The 17,008-nt window shown below is 72.3% G+C and carries 13 protein-coding genes; 12 read left to right on the top strand and 1 reads right to left on the bottom strand.

Annotation, left to right across the window (positions count from 1 at the left end; all coding sequences use genetic code 11):
- Positions 1-8: 8 nt before the first annotated feature.
- The 5 genes from AB0N81_RS21995 to AB0N81_RS21975 are packed head-to-tail and all read left to right on the top strand — an operon-like array spanning position 9 to position 4,387.
- Entirely contained in the window at positions 9-1,421 is a 1,413-nt protein-coding gene (locus AB0N81_RS21995; RefSeq protein ID WP_365360786.1) for an L-fuconate dehydratase, read from the top strand.
- Positions 1,418-2,173: an SDR family oxidoreductase gene (locus AB0N81_RS21990; RefSeq protein ID WP_365360784.1), complete on the top strand. Its 756-nt coding sequence runs from the start codon at positions 1,418-1,420 to the stop codon at positions 2,171-2,173. The genes AB0N81_RS21995 and AB0N81_RS21990 overlap by 4 nt, the downstream gene beginning before the upstream one ends.
- The gene (locus tag AB0N81_RS21985) at positions 2,170-3,213 is read left to right on the top strand and encodes an aldo/keto reductase (RefSeq protein ID WP_365360782.1); all 1,044 of its coding nucleotides are present in this window, start codon (positions 2,170-2,172) and stop codon (positions 3,211-3,213) included. Before AB0N81_RS21990 ends, AB0N81_RS21985 begins: the two co-directional genes overlap by 4 nt.
- A complete protein-coding gene (locus AB0N81_RS21980) occupies positions 3,210-3,524 on the top strand; it encodes an L-rhamnose mutarotase (protein WP_365360780.1) in 315 nt (104 codons plus the stop codon). Before AB0N81_RS21985 ends, AB0N81_RS21980 begins: the two co-directional genes overlap by 4 nt.
- Before the next feature lie 23 nt (positions 3,525-3,547).
- Positions 3,548-4,387 (top strand): amidohydrolase family protein, encoded by an 840-nt coding sequence (locus AB0N81_RS21975; RefSeq protein WP_365361086.1) that lies wholly within the window; start codon positions 3,548-3,550, stop codon positions 4,385-4,387.
- Here the strand turns inward: AB0N81_RS21975 and AB0N81_RS21970 are convergent.
- Positions 4,375-5,802 carry a lipase maturation factor family protein gene (locus tag AB0N81_RS21970; protein WP_365360778.1) on the bottom strand — a complete coding sequence of 476 codons (1,428 nt, stop codon included), beginning with the start codon at positions 5,800-5,802 and terminating at the stop codon, positions 4,375-4,377. The two genes, AB0N81_RS21975 and AB0N81_RS21970, sit on opposite strands and share 13 nt — an antisense overlap.
- 481 nt (positions 5,803-6,283) lie before the next feature.
- Between AB0N81_RS21970 and AB0N81_RS21965 the strand changes: the two genes are divergently transcribed.
- The 7 genes from AB0N81_RS21965 to AB0N81_RS21935 all read left to right on the top strand — a co-directional run bounded on the left by AB0N81_RS21965 (position 6,284) and on the right by AB0N81_RS21935 (position 17,004).
- Complete coding sequence (locus AB0N81_RS21965; RefSeq protein ID WP_365360776.1) at positions 6,284-9,172, top strand: AAA family ATPase; 2,889 nt, start codon at positions 6,284-6,286, stop codon at positions 9,170-9,172.
- Positions 9,173-9,433: 261 nt separating this feature from the next.
- The gene (locus AB0N81_RS21960; protein ID WP_365360774.1) at positions 9,434-10,087 is read left to right on the top strand and encodes a response regulator transcription factor; all 654 of its coding nucleotides are present in this window, start codon (positions 9,434-9,436) and stop codon (positions 10,085-10,087) included.
- 7 nt (positions 10,088-10,094) lie between these two features.
- Positions 10,095-11,330: an ATP-binding protein gene (locus AB0N81_RS21955; RefSeq protein ID WP_365360772.1), complete on the top strand. Its 1,236-nt coding sequence runs from the start codon at positions 10,095-10,097 to the stop codon at positions 11,328-11,330.
- 166 nt (positions 11,331-11,496) lie between these two features.
- Positions 11,497-12,540 carry a 3-deoxy-7-phosphoheptulonate synthase gene (gene aroF, locus AB0N81_RS21950; RefSeq protein ID WP_365361084.1) on the top strand — a complete coding sequence of 348 codons (1,044 nt, stop codon included), beginning with the start codon at positions 11,497-11,499 and terminating at the stop codon, positions 12,538-12,540.
- 376 nt (positions 12,541-12,916) lie between these two features.
- On the top strand, positions 12,917-13,897 hold the full coding sequence (locus tag AB0N81_RS21945) for a ParB/RepB/Spo0J family partition protein (protein WP_365360770.1): 981 nt from the start codon (positions 12,917-12,919) through the stop codon (positions 13,895-13,897).
- Between the two features lie 119 nt (positions 13,898-14,016).
- A complete protein-coding gene (locus AB0N81_RS21940; RefSeq protein ID WP_365360768.1) occupies positions 14,017-16,134 on the top strand; it encodes a SpoIIE family protein phosphatase in 2,118 nt (705 codons plus the stop codon).
- A 9-nt stretch (positions 16,135-16,143) separates the two neighbouring features.
- Positions 16,144-17,004 (top strand): DNA-formamidopyrimidine glycosylase family protein, encoded by an 861-nt coding sequence (locus AB0N81_RS21935; RefSeq protein ID WP_365360766.1) that lies wholly within the window; start codon positions 16,144-16,146, stop codon positions 17,002-17,004.
- Positions 17,005-17,008: the final 4 nt, after the last annotated feature.

Here is a 17,008-nt window from a genome sequence, read left to right as displayed (position 1 = left end):
GGCCTCCTGTGTCCCCGACCCCCTCCCGCATCACCGCGGTCGACACCTACGACATACGGTTCCCGACCTCACGGGAACTCGACGGGTCCGACGCGATGAACCCGGACCCCGACTACTCCGCCGCCTACGTGGTGCTCCGCACCGACGCCGACGACGGCCTGGAGGGGCACGGCTTCACCTTCACCATCGGCCGCGGCAACGACGTCCAGGTCGCCGCGATCCGGTCCCTGCGCCACCACGTGATCGGCCGCCCGGTCGACGAGGTCTGCGACGACCCCGGCACCGTCAACCGCGCCCTCGTCGGCGACAGCCAGCTGCGCTGGCTCGGCCCCGAGAAGGGCGTGATGCACATGGCCATCGGCGCCGTCGTCAACGCCGTCTGGGACCTCGCGGCCAAACGCGCCCGCAAACCGCTCTGGCAGCTGCTCGCCGACGCGACCCCCGACTGGCTCGTCTCCCAGGTCGACTTCCGCTACATCGCCGACGCCCTCACCCCGGACGAGGCGCTCGGCCTGCTGGCGGCCGGCCGTACGGGCGCCGCGGACCGCACGGCGAGGCTGAAGGAGCACGGCTTTCCCGGCTACACCACCTCGCCGGGCTGGCTCGGCTACAGCGACGAGAAGCTCACCCGGCTAGCCCGGCAGGCCGTCGCCGAAGGATTCACCCAGATCAAGCTGAAGGTCGGCGCGGACCTCGCCGACGACATCCGCCGCTGCCGCACCGCCCGCGAGGCGATCGGTCCGGACGTCCGCATGGCCGTCGACGCCAACCAGCGCTGGAACGTCGGTGAGGCCGTCGAGTGGACGCGCGCCCTCGCCGAGTTCGACCCCTACTGGGTGGAGGAGCCGACCAGCCCCGACGACGTCCTCGGCCATGCCGCGATCCGCTCGGCCGTCGCCCCCGTCAAGGTCGCCACCGGCGAACACGTGCAGAACCGCATCGTCTTCAAACAGCTCCTCCAGGCCGGCGCCATCGACATCCTCCAGATAGACGCGGCCCGGGTCGGCGGCGTCAACGAGAACCTCGCGATCCTGCTGCTCGCCGCCAAGTTCGACGTGCCCGTCTGTCCGCACGCGGGCGGTGTCGGCCTCTGCGAGCTCGTCCAGCACCTGTCGATGTTCGACTACGTGGCACTCGCGGGCACCACAGAGGATCGCGTCATCGAGTACGTCGACCACCTCCACGAGCACTTCACCGACCCGGTCGTGATGCGCGCGGGCCACTACACGGCCCCGGCCGCACCCGGCTTCTCGGCGACCATGCGGGCCGAGTCCATCGCCGAGTACACCTACCCGGACGGCACCTTCTGGGCGGCGGACCTCGCTCACAACGGCCCCACACATAACCCCGCACACAACAACCCCGCACACAACAACCCCGCACACAACAACCTCGCACAGGACAAGGGAGCAGCCGTATGACCGACTTCCAGGGGCTCAAGGCCCTGGTCACCGGCGGGGCCTCCGGCATCGGCCGGGCCACCGCCGAACTCCTCGCCGCGCGCGGCGCCGAGGTGGCCGTCCTCGACCTCGACCCGGACGGCGTGGAGAAGCCCCTGCGCGCCTACACGGCCGACGTCACCGACGACACATCCGTGCGCGAGGCCGTCACGTCGGCGACCACCGACCTCGGCGGGCTCGACGTACTGGTCAACAACGCGGGCATCGGAGCCCAGGGCACCGTCGAGGACAACGACGACGCCCAGTGGCACGCCGTCCTGGACGTCAACGTCCTCGGAATCGTCCGCACCACCCGCGCCGCCCTGCCCCACCTGCGACTCTCCACGAGCGCGGCGATCGTCAACACCTGCTCCATAGCCGCCACCGCGGGCCTCCCGCAGCGCGCCCTGTACGCGGCGTCGAAGGGGGCGGTGCTCTCCCTCACCCTCGCGATGGCCGCCGACCACGTACGCGAAGGGGTGCGCGTCAACTGCGTCAACCCCGGCACCGTCGACACCCCGTGGATCGGCCGCCTCCTGGACGCCGCCCCCGACCCGGCCGCCGAGCGGGCCGCGCTGGCAGCCCGCCAGCCCACCGGACGCCTGGTCGAGGCGGGCGAAGTCGCGGGCGCCATCGCCTACTTGGCGAGCCCCCTGTCCGGCGCCACGACCGGCACCGCGCTCGCCGTCGACGGCGGCATGCAGGGCCTGCGGATGCGGACGGTGAACCGGTGAGCGGCCTGGCACGGCGCCCCCTCGGACCCGGCGGCGTCGAGGTGACCGAGCTGTCCTTCGGCGCCGCCGGCATCGGCAACCTCTACGCACCGGTCACCGACGAGCAGGCGGCCCTCGCCCTCGACCACGCCTGGGACGCGGGCATCCGCTACTTCGACACCGCCCCGCACTACGGCCTCGGCCTCTCCGAACGCCGGCTGGGCGAGGCGCTGCGCGGCCGGGACCGCTCCTCGTACGTCATATCGACGAAGGTCGGCCGCATCCTGGAGCCGGCCGACGAGGTGAGCGGCGACGACCTCGGCGACGGCGGCTTCGCGGTGCCGCGCACGCACCGCAGGATCTGGGACTTCAGCGCGGACGGCGTGCGCCGCTCGATCGAGTCCAGCCTCACCCGCCTCGGCGTGGACCGTGTCGACGTCGTCTTCCTGCACGACCCCGACAACCACGCCGAGGAAGCCTTCCGCGAGGGCTACCCGGCCCTGGAGAAGCTGCGCTCCGAGGGAGTCGTCGGCGCGATCGGCGCCGGCATGAACCAGGCGGAGATGCTCACCCGCTTCGTGCGCGACACGGACGTCGACGCCGTGCTCTGCGCCGGCCGCTACACGCTCCTCGACCACCAGGCCCTCACCGGACTGCTGCCCGCGGCGAGCGAACGCGGCGCGTCGATCGTCATCGGCGGCGTCTTCAACTCCGGGCTGCTCGCCGACCCCAAGCCGGGCGCACGCTTCAACTACACCGAGGCACCGCCCGAACTCCTGGCCCGCGCCCGCGCACTCCTCGAGATCGCCGAGCGGCACGGCACCACGCTCCGGGCGGCCGCGCTCGCCTTCCCCTTCGGCCACCCGGCCGTCGCCAGCGTCCTGGTCGGCATCCGCGCCCCCCGGCAAGTCACCGACGCCGCCGCCCAGTTCGCCGCCGACGTGCCCGCAGGATTCTGGCAGGAGGCACGGGAGGCCGGACTGCTCCCACCGGAGGTGCCGGTACCCGGAGAGGGGCGCGCAGACATACCGGACGGCATACGGGGAAAGGACCGGCTGTGAGAGTCGCCCTGCACACCAAGGTCCGCCCCGACCATGTCGACGCGTACGAAGCGGCACACCGCGAGGTGCCCGCCGAACTCACCGCCGCGATCCATGCCGCGGGCGCCACCTCCTGGGCCATCTGGCGCAGCGGAACAGACCTCTTTCACGTCCTGGAGTGCGAGGACTACGGCCGGATGCTCGCCGAGCTGGAGCGGCTGCCGGTCAACATCGCCTGGCAGGCTCGCATGGCCGAACTCCTCGACGTGGTCCACGACTACTCCGCCGACGGCGCCGACGCCGGACTGCCCGTCGTCTGGGAGCTGCCGTGACCGGGGCCGGGGCGGACGGGCCGCTGCTTGTCGACGCCCACCACCACGTGTGGGACCTGTCCGTGCGCGACCAGGACTGGATCACCGGTGACGCCCTCGCCCCGATCCGCAGGAACTTCTCGCTGGCGGACCTCGCGCCCGAGGCTCGCGCGGCGGGCGTCGGCGCCACGGTCGCCGTGCAGACCGTGACGGTTCCCGAGGAGACACCGGAACTCCTTGCCCTCGCGGCGGACAGCGACCTGGTCGCGGGGGTCGTCGGATGGACGGACCTCACCCGCCCGGACGTGGCGGACACACTGGCCGCGCTCCGTGAACTGCCGGGCGGGCAGCACCTGGTGGGCATCCGGCACCAGGTGCAGGCCGAGCCCGAGCCCGAGTGGCTGCTGCGCCCGGACGTCCGCGAAGGGCTGTCCGCCCTCGCGTCGGCGGGCCTCGCCTACGACCTCGTCGTACTGCCCCATCAGCTGCCCGTCTGCGCCAAGGTGGCGGCCGACCTGCCCGAACTCACCTTTGTCCTGGATCACTTGGGCAAGCCGCCCATCGTGTCGGGCGCGCTCGAACCCTGGGCGTCGGCGGTCCGCGCGCTCGCCGCACGGCCCAACACCGTGTGCAAGCTCTCCGGCATGGTCACCGAGGCCGACCGCGCGACGTGGACGGTGGACGACCTGCGGCCCTACGCGGACACGGTCCTGGAGGCCTTCGGGCCCCGGCGGCTGATGTTCGGCTCAGACTGGCCCGTCAGCACGCTCGCGGCGGCCTACACCGAAGTCCTGGATGCGGCACGGCTGTTGACGACATCGCTGGGGACCGCCGAGCGCGGCGAGGTCTTCGGCGGCACCGCCCGGCGCGTCTACGGCTTCTGAGCCGGTGCGGCGAGCCGCGTCGGCGCCAGGAACTCACGGACGTACGTACGCTCCCAGCAGGCGCCCGTCTCGCGCAGCTCGCGCCACGTGGTGTACCGGTAGCGGTACAGCCGGGCCCGGATGTACGCGGGCGGCGCGCCGGGCGGGAACGGTGAGCCGCGCAGCAGCCGCAGGGTGTCCCGGTCGCCGTCCAGGAGGCGCTCCACCAGGGGCCCGAACCACGACCGCGCGTACGCGGGGGAGAGCGCCGCGAACCACATCATCCAGTCGAGCCGCAGATGGTAGGGCGCGAACTGGCGCGGCCACCGGCGTACGTCGCCGGGCTTGCCCTTGAACTCGTACGCCAGCCATTCGGAGTCCTCGCGCGGTACCTCGTCCGCCGTGCCCTCGATGACGATCTCCTGGCGCACACGGCTGATGCTGCCGAACGCGCCGTACGCGTTGACGAGGTGCAGCGGATCGAACGAGCTGTTCATGACCTGCCGCCGGGACAGCAGGTTGCGTACGGGACGGTGGCTCAGCGCCAGGAGCAGCGCGGACACGGCGGTCACCACCACCACGTACCACAGGGGCGCCTCCGCCACGGCAGGCGCCGTGTGCCAGGCGGACAGGTCGAGTGCGGGCACGGCGAGTACGACGGTGAGCCAGTTCAGCCAGGCGAAGTTGCCGGACAGGATCAGCCACAGCTGGGTCACGATCAGCAGGCAGGCCGCGCCCGTCGCCACCGGCTGCGGCGTGAACAGCAGGACCGGGACGGCGAGTTGGGTGACGTGGTTCGCCGCGACCTCCACCCGGTGCGCGGGCCTCGGCAGGTGGTGGAAGAACCAGCTCAGCGGGCCCGGCATCGGCTGCGTCTCGTGGTGGAAGTACAGGCAGGTGAGGTTGCGCCAGCACGCGTCCCCGCGCATCTTGATCAGCCCCGCGCCGAACTCCACCCGGAACAGCACCCAGCGCAGCAGGAAGAGCACGAGCACCGGCGGCGCGACCCGCTCGTTGCCGAGGAAGACCGCCAGGAAACCCACTTCCAGGAGCAGCGACTCCCACCCGAAGCCGTACCACCTCTGGCCCACGTTGACGATGGAGAGGTACAGCGCCCAGGGCACCAGCCACAGCGCCATCGCGCCCCACAGCGGCAGGAGCCCGTCCACACCGGCCAGCAGCGCCGCCGCGACCGCGCAGCCCGCCCAGGCGCAGAGCGCGAAGAACCGGTCCGAGTAGTGGAGCTGGAACAGGCTCGGCGCCCGGCGGAACGGCACCTGTGCCACGTACCGCGGCACCGGCAGCATTCCGCGCTCCCCGATGAGCGCCCGGAACTGCAGAGCGGCTCCCAGGAAGGCCACGAGATAGAGCGCGGCCAGAGCCCGCTGGAAGATCAGCCGACTCAGCCAGTACGCGTCCGCCGTGAACCACTGCACGTGACCAGTGTGCCGCCGGTCGGGCTCCTGGGCAGCATCGCCACGTGATCTCCACCTCGGCCGACCGTTCCGCTGTCAGCCGACAGCAGGCGAGCCGAATCGGTCATACGGCGGGTCGGCGGGCCATGCGGAACGGGCCAACCGTTCCCCGGCCCTCCCGTCGCTGTCGTCCCAGTCGCCCCGGCTGTCCATTGGTTTCGGTCCGCAAGCGCGTTCCGAAAATTCGCCGAGTTCGGTGAGTTCAGTCATCAGGCAAATGCGCAAGAGTTTCCGAATGATATGGAGCGGTCGCGTCCGATTACGTGAGATGTGGCGCATTCGTGACGGTAATGGCGCGGCATTGAGTCAAATAGCGCTGGTAGTTGATTTTCAGATATGGCAGAGTCGTCCATCGGGTGTCCGGTCAAGTCGATGGAATTGATCCAGCTGGTCTTCCGGCCGCTCAAGGATCAGCCGTCAGCCGCGGGGGAGAAGTCGGCTCATGAACTTGGTGGAACGCGGTGAAGAACTTTCGATCATGGAGCACATGCTCGACTCGGGTGCGAGCGGGCATGGCGGAGTCATTCTGGTCAGCGGCGCGGTGGCCAGTGGCAAAACCGCACTGCTGCGCGCCTTCGAGGCGCGCGTAAATGCATCGGGCGCACTGTACTTGCAGGCCACAGCGTCGGATGCGGAGCGGGACCTGCCCCTCGGAGTGATGGGGCAACTGCTCCTCGGCGCCGGTCTGTCCGCCCCGGACGCCCGGCGCGCGGCTTGTCTCATGGAGCTCGTCGCCGGCTCGGCCCAGACGCGGCGGGCGGCGGGAGAACTGCCCGCCGTGGCCATGAACGAGATTCCCGAGCTCTGCGGGATTCTGCTCGATAAGGCCAGGGAAAGGCCCCTGGTGCTGGGTATCGACGATGTGCGCCACGCCGACGAACACTCCCTGGAATGCCTCCTCTACCTGGCTCGCCGGCTGGCCGTCAGCCGCATTCTGGTCGTGCTGGGAGAGAACAGTGGCTTCCTGGCGGGACACGCGAGATTACGCGTTGATTTGCTGCGTCTGCCCGGCTGCCGAAATATCAGGCTCGGCCCGCTCAAGCGCTCGGGAGTCGCAGAAATGATCTCCGTATTCGGGGATCCGGGGTGGCGGACGCGCAAGCTGGTCTCGGAGCTCCACCACATCGGCGGCGGCAGCCCGCTGCTGACCCGCGCGCTCATCGAGGACCGTCGCGCCGCGGGCCCGGGAACCACATCCTCCGCCGGTCTTGTGCCCGGCGAATCGTTCGTCCGGGCCGTCGCGACCTGTCTCTACCGCAGCGACCTCGCCACCCGGCGCACCGCCTGGGCCCTGGCGGTCGCGGGCCCCGACATGTCGCTCGCCGAACTGGTGGAGGTTCTCGGGACCAGCAGGGAGTCGCTCCTGCGCAGCCTGCGCGCGCTGAACGAGGCGGGCCTCCTCGACGCCGGGTGGTTCCGCCACGAGGCCGGGCGCGCCGCGGTGCTCAGGAGCCTGGAGCCCGCCGACCGCGCCCGCGTCGAGGCCCGCTGCGCCCAGGTGCTCCACGAGCACGGTGCGGCCGCGACCGTCGTCGTGCGGCACCTGATCGCGGCGGAGACGGTCGACGCGCCCTGGGCGCGCCGCACCCTGATCGAGGCGGCGGAGCGGGCCCTCGCCGACGACGAGGTCGACCTCGCCCTCACCTGCCTGCGGATCGCCCGCGACACCAGCACCGACCCGCACCAGATCCTGGAGATCCGGGCCGCGCTCACCCGGGCCGGCCGGCGCGTCAACCCGGCGGGCGTCGCCCAGCACCTGCCCGAACTCACCGCCGCCGCGCTGGACGGACGCCTCGGCACCCGGCACGCCGAGGAACTCGTCGGACACCTCCTCTGGTTCGGCCGGGCGGAGCGTGCCCTCGACGTGCTCCGCGCCGTCGAGCGGCGGGGCACCGAGCCGCCGGGACGGTCCGGCCCCGGCGCGCAGCACCGGCACGACTGCCCGCGCCGCTGGATGACGTACGCCTATCCGGGCCTCCCCGCCTCCGCCCGCACCTGCCTGGGCGGAACGCCGGAGCACACGACGGCGCGGGACACGACCCCACAGCACACGCAGTCCCTGACACGCAGCCCACATCAGCGGGCGGCGACCCTGCTGATGGTCCTCCTCGACGGTCCCGGCGAGGACGTGGTGGTCCGGGCCGAGCAGATCCTGCAGAGCACCCGCCTGGACGACGGCACTCTGACGGCGCTCCTGGTCGCGCTCGACTCCCTGGTCCTCGCCGACCGCCTGGAGGCGGCGGCCTTCTGGTGCGAGACCCTGCTGAAGGAGGCCGCCGAGCGGCACGCCCCCATGTGGCAGGCGCTGCTCGCCGCGGCCAAGGCACGCATCGAGCTCAGGACGGGCGCCCTGCTCGCCGCCCAGGAGTCGGCGCGCTCGGCGCTCGCCCTCGTCCCCGCGGACGGCTGGGGAGTGGCCGTCGCCTCGCCCGTGGCCACCGCCGTGTTCACCAGGACCGCCATGGGCCGGCTCGACGAGGCGGCGGCCCATCTCAGCGTCCCCGTACCGGACTCGGCGTTCCAGACCTCCGACGGACTGCTCTATCTGCGGGCCCGCGGCCACTACTACCTCGCCGCCGGCCGCCCCTACGCCGCACTCGACGACTTCCTCACCTGCGGCGACCTCATGCGCCGCTGGGACTTCGACCTCCCCGCGCTGGTGCCCTGGCGCACCGACGCGGCCGAGGCCCACCTGTCGCTCGGCGACCGCGAGCGCGCCCGGGCCCTGGCCGAGGAACAGCTGGCCCTGAGCGGACGCGGCAACAGCTGCGCGCGAGCCGTCTCGCTGCGGATGCTCGCCTGCACCCTGAACGCGGCACACCGGCTGCCGCTGCTCGGCGAGGCCATCGAGATCCTGCGGGACCGGGGGCACCGCCTCGAACTGGTCCGCGCAACCGACGAGTTGGCCCGCGCCCACCGGGAGCTCGGCAAGGTCGGCCAGGCGCGGGCCCTGGCCCGCAAGGCGCAGCGTCTGGCGGGGGAGTGCGGGGTGCCGGTGCCCAGTATGCCGTCCGCGGCGGCCGACACGAGCGGCCCGTACCCCGCCGAACTGCCGTGGTCGTCCGGGAACCGCCGACATCCCGACGAGCTCAGCAACGCCGAACTGCGTGTGGCCACGCTCGCCGTCCGCGGCCACACCAACCGTCAGATCGCCGACAAGCTCTGCATCACGATCAGCACCGTCGAGCAGCATCTGACGCGTGCCTACCGCAAGCTCGCCGTCCAGCGGCGCGCGGACCTCGCGGCCAAACTCAGCCCCCTCGCGGGACCGGGGGAGGACCGCGAGGGGGCCGCGGCGCACGACGCCTGCGACCGGCTGCACGTGGGCTGACGACCGGACGTCGGTCATGTCCGTCTCCCCGTTGGTGAGCACGGCCGGCATCTCCTTGTCGCGGGGTGTCGCGAGGCCCTGGCACAGTTGCGGTGGCGCGGTTCCGTTTCTACGCGGCGGACGGTCACACCGCGGTCCGAAGATCTGTGACCGGCTCACAGGAACACCGGAGGCACGCGGGGACACCGGACTGTGACCGGTGCGTGACGAGGGTTCGGGCACCGTGGACTTCATGATCAGTTCCCCGATGAGGCCCCCACGGTGAGGGTCCTGGTGGTCGAGGACCACGCCGAGCTCGCGCAGTCCGTGGCGCGGGTGCTCCGCCGCGAAGGCATGGCGGTCGACGTCGTCCTCGACGGCACGGATGCCCTCGAACGCACCTCCGTGGTCGAGTACGACGTGGTCGTGCTCGACCGGGACCTGCCCGGCGTGCCCGGCGACGAGGTCTGCCGCAGACTGGCCGAACAGCCCGCCCACGCCCGGGTGTTGATGCTGACCGCGTCCGGCACGATCGCCCACCGCGTGGCGGGCTTCAGCCTCGGCGCCGACGACTACCTCCCCAAACCGTTCGCCTACGCCGAGCTGGTGGCCCGCATCCGGGCGCTCGCCCGCCGCTCGCAGGCGGCGCTGCCCCCGGTCCTCGTACGCGGCGACCTGAGACTCGACCCGGCGCAGCGGGTCGCGACGCGCGCCGGGGAGCGACTGGCGCTCACGCCCAAGGAGTTCGCGGTCCTCGAGTACCTGCTCGCGGCCCAGGGCCGGGTCGTGTCGGCCGAGGAGCTCCTGGAACGGGTGTGGGACGAGGCGACGGATCCGTTCACCACCACGGTCAAGGCGACGATCAACCGTCTGCGGCCGAAGCTCGGCATCCCGCCCGTCATCGAGACCATTCCTCGGGGCGGCTACCGGATTTGAGGGGCCCATGCGCCTGCCCTCGCTCACCACCCTCGTCCCCGTTCCGCGATCCTTGGTGCCCCGGCGGATGGGCGTCCGCCTCACGCTGCTGTACGGCGCGCTGTTCGTCGCCTCCGGAGCGGTCCTGCTGGCGATCACGTATCTGCTCGTCGCCCGGTTCCCGGCGGACCGGGTCGTGGTCGACGGAGCCAGGGCCGAGCTGGGAGCCGGCCCTGAGGTTCACACCGCCGCCGGGGCCGACGGCACGATGAGCCGGCTGCGCGAACAGGCGGCCCGTCAGCACGCCGACCAGCTACGGGAGTTGCTCGTGCAGTCGGGCATCGCCCTGGCCGCCATGGTGGTGGTCTCCGTCGTCCTCGGCCGGCTGGTGGCCCGGCGGGCGCTGCGCCCGCTGCGCACGATGACCGGCACCATCCGGCGCATCTCGGCGCACACCCTGCACGAGCGGCTGGCCGCCGAGGGGCCCGCCGACGAGATCAAGGACCTCGCCGACACCGTCGACGGGCTTCTCGGCCGCCTGGAGACGGCCCTCGACTCCCACCGCCGCTTCGTCGCCAACGCCGCCCACGAACTGCGCACCCCGCTCACCCTGGAACACGCGCTGCTCGAAGAGGCGCTCATCGACCGCGACGCCACCGCGGAAACGTTCCGGTCCCACTTCGAGCGGCTGCTGGAGATCAGCGAGCAGCAGGCACGGCTCCTGGAGTCGCTGCTGACGCTCGCGGGCAGCCAGCGTGGCCTCGGCCACCGGGAGCGGGTGGACCTCGCCCTCGTCGCCGGATGGGTGCTCGACCTGACCCGTCCGGAGATCGAACGGCGCGGGCTGCGGATGGAGACCGCCATCGGCCCCGCGGCCGTCCTCGGCGACCCGGCCCTCGTCCAGCGCCTGGTGTCCGACCTCGTGGACAACGCGGTGGGCCACAACGTCCAGGGCGGACGGGTGGAGATCGCCACCGGGGGCCGGGGCGGGTACGCGGTCGTGGCCGTCGCCAACACCGGTGCCCGGGTGCCGCCGCACGAGGTGGAGCGGCTCTTCGAACCCTTCCAGCGGCTCGGCCGCACGGCGGGCGACGGCCATCACGGCCTCGGCCTCTCGATCGTGCACGCCATCGCCCTCGCACACGACGCAGTGATCAGCGCACGGGCGCTTCCCGGCGGCGGGCTGGCGGTCGAGGTCGCCTTTCCGTCGCGAATCGGCGGCGTTGATATTGCGCAGTTGGACAAGAGTGCCGGTCTGCGTTGAGGAAATGTCCAGGCACTCCTACCGTGGTCGCCCGACGTATTTCCCCGACGGTTCCCGGGATTTTCCGGAGAGCGCACGGATTTCGTCCGGCTCGGGGAATATCACGTATTCGCGATCAGTCCCGCACCGCCGGGGCACCGTCCACGGGAGGAACCCCTTGGTTGTCGTGATGGCACCGGAGGCCACGCAGGAAGATGTGGACGCGGTCGTCGAACTGGTCCGCACCGCGGGCGGGGACGCCTTCGTCAGCCGAGGCGTCACCCGCACGATCGTCGGCCTGGTCGGGGACGTGGCGGCGTTCGGCGCCCTCAACCTGTCCCATCTGCGCGGGGTCCTGGACGTCGTGCGCATCTCGGTCCCGTACAAGCTGGTCAGCAGGGAGCACCACCTCGACCGTTCCGTGGTGACCGTGGCGGGCGTGCCCATCGGCCCCGACACCCTGACCGTGATCGCGGGCCCGTGCGCGGTGGAGACCCGCTCGCAGACGCTCGCCGCCGCGCGGATGGCCCAGGCGGCCGGTGCCTCCCTGCTGCGGGGCGGGGCTTTCAAGCCGCGCACCTCGCCGTACGCGTACCAGGGCCTCGGCGAGAGCGGGCTGCGCATCCTCGCCGAGGTGCGGGAGGAGACGGGCCTGCCGGTCGTCACCGAGGTCATCGACCCGGCCAGCGTCGAACTGGTCGCCTCCTACGCGGACATGCTGCAGATCGGCACCCGCAACATGCACAACTTCGCCCTGCTCCAGGAGGTGGGCGCGGCCGGCAGGCCCGTGCTCCTCAAGCGCGGCTTCGGCGCCACGATCGAGGAGTGGCTGATGGCCGCGGAGTACATCGCCCAGCGCGGCAACCTCGACATCGTCCTGTGCGAGCGCGGCATCCGCACCTTCGAGACCGCCACCCGCAACACCCTGGACATCAGCGCCGTGCCGGTGGTCCAGCGCCTGTCCCACCTCCCCGTGATCGTGGACCCCTCGCACTCGGGCGGCCGCCGTGACCTCGTCCTGCCGCTCACCCGGGCCGCCCTCGCGGTCGGCGCGGACGGTGTCATGATCGACGTGCACCCCGAGCCCGGCACGGCACTCTGCGACGGCGACCAGGCCCTGACCCGGACGGAGATCGGCTCGGTGGCGAGCGCCGTCGCCGAGCTGTCGCCGCTGATGGGCCGCACCCTCGCACGGCCCGTCGCCGGCGCACCGGCCGGTAGGGGTGAATAGGGGTGGCGGAACCCGTGGCGCGCCATTAGTGAGGGGTACCAGCGCCCAAAGCGCGTTGTTAGGGTGAAAGTGCTCGGCCGGCGGAAATTCTTCCGCGGCCGGGCGCGCGGATTCCCGCCGAAGGGACAGGGGTGCCGGACGCGGGTGAATTTCTGCAATCCGGGAGAAGTACCTGCAGAACGCGCAACGCATTCATTTCAGGGGCCCTCGACCAAGGGCGAACGCGTACGTGGCGCACACCGTCGATGAACTCCTCCGGGAGCCGGCGCCGGGCCGAGCGGCCGACGGCGGCAGAGGGACACGGCGCTGAGGCGTGAGCCGGTCGGTGTGCCGGGACGCGCGCACGGGGGACAACAGAGCTTGAGGGGGAGTTGAGTTGGCAACACCTGGGCACGCAGAGATCGACCGGCTCATGGTCGTCGAGGTCGAGATCGGCTCGCTGTCGACGACGGACTCACCGCGGACGTGCGGAGTCGATCCGGAGCACGTGCAGGCACTGGCGGTCGTACAGACGCCGCTGCCGCCGATCACCGTCCACCGTCCGACGATGCGGGTCATCGACGGGCTGCACCGCTTGCGCGCCGCCGAACTCCAGGGGCAGAGCAAGATCTCGGTGAAGTACTTCGACGGCGCGGAGGACGACGCCTTCGTGCTCGCCGTCGAATCCAACGTCACCCACGGCCTGCCGCTGACCACGGCGGACCGCAAGCGGGCGGCCGCGCGCATCATCGCCTCGCACCCGCAGTGGTCGGACCGGATGATCGCCTCGGTCAGCGGCATCGCGCCGGGCACCGTGGCGGACCTCCGCAGACGCGCCCCCTGCGGGCAGCGGGGCGACGAGAGCCGCATCGGCCACGACGGCCGGGTCCGGCCCATCAACGGCGCCGAAGGGCGCAGGGTCGCCGGCGAGCTGATCGCACAGAACCCCGGCCTGTCGCTGCGGCAGGTGGCGCGCGTCGCGTCCATCTCGCCGGAGACGGTGCGGGACGTACGCAACAGGATGATGCGGGGCGAGGACCCCGTGCCGCAGCGGGGGAAGCAGCCGCACCGCGAGGACCACGTCGCCGCCCCGCGGGTCGCCCGCCCCTCGGCCGTGCCCGACCGGGACACGGCACAGGACCGCGCCGCCGCCGTCAAGCGCCTCAAGGCCGACCCGGCACTGCGCTTCAGCGAGATCGGCCGCACCCTGCTGCGGCTGCTCACCATCCACACGATCAGCATGGAGGAGTGGGACCAGATCATCGACAAGGTTCCGCCGCACTGCAGGGGCATCGTCGCCTACCTCGCAGGGGAGAGCGCGGAAATGTGGACGGAGGTCGCGGTACGGGTCCAGAGCAAGGTCGCCGAGACGGCGTAGCGCGTGGGGTGCCCAAGTGGGCGGGGCCCGCCGTCGGACGGCGGAGCCCTGCCCACTCACGCCCCCACGGGCCGCCTCCCCCACATGCGCGTGCGGGGGCCTCCGCCTAGCGTGGGCCCATGGAGCACGACCCGGCGGGGCAGAGCCGCTGTGGACAGCCGGCCGGGGAGCCGGCCGGCTGTTTCCTCGCGCTGTACGGGGCCGCGCTGCGCATGGGCCGCTTCGACTGGGACCTCGACACGGGCCTGATGACGATGGACGCCACCGCCCACGAGGTCTTCGACGTACGGCCCGAGGAGTACGACAACCGGCCCGAGACGCTCGCCTTCCGCGTCCCGACCGTCGAGGGGCACCGCCTGGACCAGACGGTCTCGCACGCCCTGAAGGACGGCAGCGACACGTACGGCGCGTACTTCCGGATCCGCTGCCGCACCGGCAAGCTGCGCTGGACCCACACACAGGGCTGCATCCAGCGGGACGGCACCGGCCGCCCCCGCCGCATCGTCGGCATCGTCAGGGACGCCACCCGGGAGCTCGGCGACAGCCCGGCCGCCCTGCGCGAGCGGGCCGACGAGGAGACCGAGCGGCGCCGCACGACCAGCCTCGTCCAGGGCACCACGGCGGCGCTCGCGCACGCCCGCACGGTGCGCGACGTCATCGACGTGCTCCGGGACACCCACGGCCTCGCACACCTGGGAGCGTCCAACCTGGTCATGGGCCTCGTCGAGGCCGGGCGCATCCGTCTGGTCGCCGAGGGCCCCGCGGGCAGCTTCGTGCCGGGCACCCGCCTCACCGGTGTCGACGAGGAGTACCCCATGAGCGAGGTCGTCCGCACCCTCGCGCCGCGCTACATCGAGACGGCCGACGACTTCGCGGAGTCCTACCCCCGGCTGTGGCCGCACATCGACGAACTCGGCATCACCGCGGCCGCCTACCTGCCGCTGATCGCGCAGGCACGCCCCATCGGCGCCCTCGGGCTGCTCTACCAGGACAAGACCGGCTTCACCGAGGACGAGCGCAACGTGCTGGTCGCACTGGGCAGCAGCATCGCGCAGAGCCTCCAGCGCGCCATGTTCTACGAGCAGGAGAAGGACCTCGCCCAAGGCCTCCAGCAGGCCATGCTGCCGCGCACCATCCCCGGTGTGCCCGGCGCGGAGGTCGCCGTCCGGTACCGGTCCGCGGCGCTCGGGCGGGACATCGGCGGCGACTGGTACGACGTGATCCCGCTGCCCGGAGGCAGCCCCTCCGGGGGAGGCCGCGTCGGCGCCGTCATCGGCGACGTCCAGGGCCACGACACGCACGCGGCCGCCGTCATGGGCCAGCTCCGCATCGTCCTGCGCGCCTACGCCGCCGAGGGGCACACGCCCGCCACCGTCATGGCCCGCGCCTCCGGCTTCCTGCACGAGCTGGACACCGAGCGCTTCGCGACGTGCCTGTACGCGGAGGCGGACCTGTCGACCGGTGTGGTGCAGTTCGTCCGGGCCGGCCACCTCGACCCGCTCGTCCTGCGCGCCGACGGAACCTGCCGACGGGTCCCGGTGGAAGGGGGCCTGCCACTGGGCCTCTCCGCCGAGTTCGGCCGGCTCGACTACCCCGTCACCACCCTCGAACTGGAGCCGGGCCAGACCCTGTTGCTCTGCACCGACGGCCTCGTGGAGGAACCGGGCGCCGACCTGGACGACGGCATGCGGGCCCTCACGGAGCTCGCCGCCGTCGGACCCCGGGATCTGGAACGGCTCGCCGACCGGCTCTGCGGCATCGTCGACGGCCGTGGCGGGGACGACGACGCGGCGCTCCTCCTGATGCGCCGCCGCCCGCTCGACACGCCCCGGTCGGGCGGCCGCCTGCGGCAGCACGTCGCCCCCAGCGATCCGGAGGCCCTCGCCGAGGCCCGGCACATGATCAGGGCGGCGGTGCGGGCCTGGGGCGCGGGCGAGCGGGCCGACGAGATCGAGCTGGTCGCCGACGAGATGATCACCAACGCCCTCATGCACACCGACGGCTCCGCGGTCGTGACCGCGCGCGTCCTGGCCGGCGCCGACCGGCGGCTGCGCGTCGACGTCGAGGACTCGTCGAGCGCCCTGCCGCGCCGCCGCGACGCGGGCGAGTCCGGGGTGTCGGGCCGCGGTCTGCTCCTGGTGGACCGGCTCGCGGACGTGTGGGGCGTGGAGGCGCGTGGCAGTGGCAAGTGCGTGTGGTGCGAGTTCGTCGTGCCCGGCGAAGAAGCGCGGAGCTGAGGGGAAACGATGCCGGAACTGCCAGAAGTCGAAGCCCTGCGGGAGTTCCTGACGGAGCATCTCGTCGGCCGCGGGATCGTGCGCGTACTGCCCACCGCGATCAGCGTCCTCAAGACGTACGACCCGCCGCCCACCGCCCTGGAGGGCCGCACCGTCACCGCCGTCGAGCGGCACGGCAAGTTCCTGGACATCGACGCCGACGGCACGCACCTCGTCACCCACCTCGCCCGCGCGGGCTGGCTGCGGTGGCACGACCGGCTCCCCGACGGCGTCCCGCGCCCCGGCAAGGGGCCGCTGGCACTGCGCGTCGCCCTGGAGACGGGGGAGGGCTTCGACCTCACGGAGGCGGGCACCCAGAAGCGCCTCGCGGTGTATGTCACCGAGACGCCGTCGGAACTCCCGGGCATCGCACGGCTCGGCCCCGACCCGCTGGCCGCCGACTTCGACGCGGAGCGGTTCGCGGGTCTCCTGGCGGGCGAACGGCGGCAGATCAAGGGGGCGTTGCGCGATCAGAGTCTGATCGCGGGCATCGGGAACGCGTACAGCGACGAGATCCTGCACGCGGCCCGCATGTCCCCTTTCCGGCTCACGTCGAGCCTCACCGAGGAGGAGGTCCATGGGCTGCATGTGGCGCTGCTGGCCACGCTGACCGAGGCGGTGGAGCGCTCGCGCGGGGTCGCGGCGGGCCGCCTCAAGGCGGAGAAGAAGAGCGGCCTGCGCGTGCACGGCCGCACCGGCGAGCCGTGCCCGGTGTGCGGCGACACGATCAGGGAGGTGTCCTTCGCCGACTCCTCGTTGCAGTACTGCCCCACGTGCCAGACGGGCGGGAAGCTGCTCGCGGACCGGCGGATGTCGCGGCTGTTGAAGTAGCGGC

It is taken from the genome of Streptomyces sp. NPDC093510, assembly GCF_040683555.1.
Classification (GTDB): Bacteria; Actinomycetota; Actinomycetes; order Streptomycetales; family Streptomycetaceae; genus Streptomyces.
This window is presented reverse-complemented; position numbering and strand designations above follow the sequence as displayed.

Excerpts from the sequence above, each read along its gene's own strand:
- AB0N81_RS21990 (WP_365360784.1), top strand. The coding sequence starts at position 1,418 with ATGACCGACTTCCAGGGGCTCAAGGCCCTGGTCACCGGCGGGGCCTCC.
- AB0N81_RS21965 (WP_365360776.1), top strand. The coding sequence starts at position 6,284 with ATGAACTTGGTGGAACGCGGTGAAGAACTTTCGATCATGGAGCACATG.
- AB0N81_RS21955 (WP_365360772.1), top strand. The coding sequence starts at position 10,095 with ATGCGCCTGCCCTCGCTCACCACCCTCGTCCCCGTTCCGCGATCCTTG.
- AB0N81_RS21940 (WP_365360768.1), top strand. The coding sequence starts at position 14,017 with ATGGAGCACGACCCGGCGGGGCAGAGCCGCTGTGGACAGCCGGCCGGG.
- AB0N81_RS21935 (WP_365360766.1), top strand. The coding sequence starts at position 16,144 with ATGCCGGAACTGCCAGAAGTCGAAGCCCTGCGGGAGTTCCTGACGGAG.